The organism is Agrobacterium sp. MCAB5, assembly GCF_052114365.1.
Lineage (GTDB): Bacteria > Pseudomonadota > Alphaproteobacteria > Rhizobiales > Rhizobiaceae > Agrobacterium > Agrobacterium tumefaciens.
Genome location: NZ_JBFREP010000353.1, coordinates 1 through 376, shown reverse-complemented (window position 1 = coordinate 376; position 376 = coordinate 1). Strand labels below are relative to the sequence as shown.

Here is a 376-nt window from a genome sequence, read left to right as displayed (position 1 = left end):
CGGACATGCCGGGAACAAGCCTTGCGACCTCGTCCTGGCTTTGGTCGATGAAGATCCGCACGGGTATGCGCTGAGCGACCTTCGTGAAGTTGCCCGTGGCGTTGTCGGCCTTGATGACAGAAAATTCCGAACCAGTGGCTGGCGCGAAACGTTCGAGGCGACCTTTGAACGACTTGTTTTCCAGCGCATCGACTGTGAACGTGACCTCATGGCCTGTCTGTAGGCCGGCGAACTGCGTTTCCTTGAAGTTGGCGACGACCCAGACCTCGTCCTCGACGATGGATCCGATCTGCGTTCCGGCCGACACGGACTGTCCGACGCGGCCGGTGATCTCTCCGAGCGTCCCGTCCTTGGGCGCGGTGATCCGGGTATGGGA

General features: G+C 60.9%; 1 protein-coding gene. It reads right to left on the bottom strand.

The window, feature by feature from the left end; genetic code table 11:
* The coding region (locus tag AB4Z23_RS28995) for an HlyD family secretion protein (protein WP_441361373.1) at positions 1–376 on the bottom strand (376 nt) is incomplete at both ends.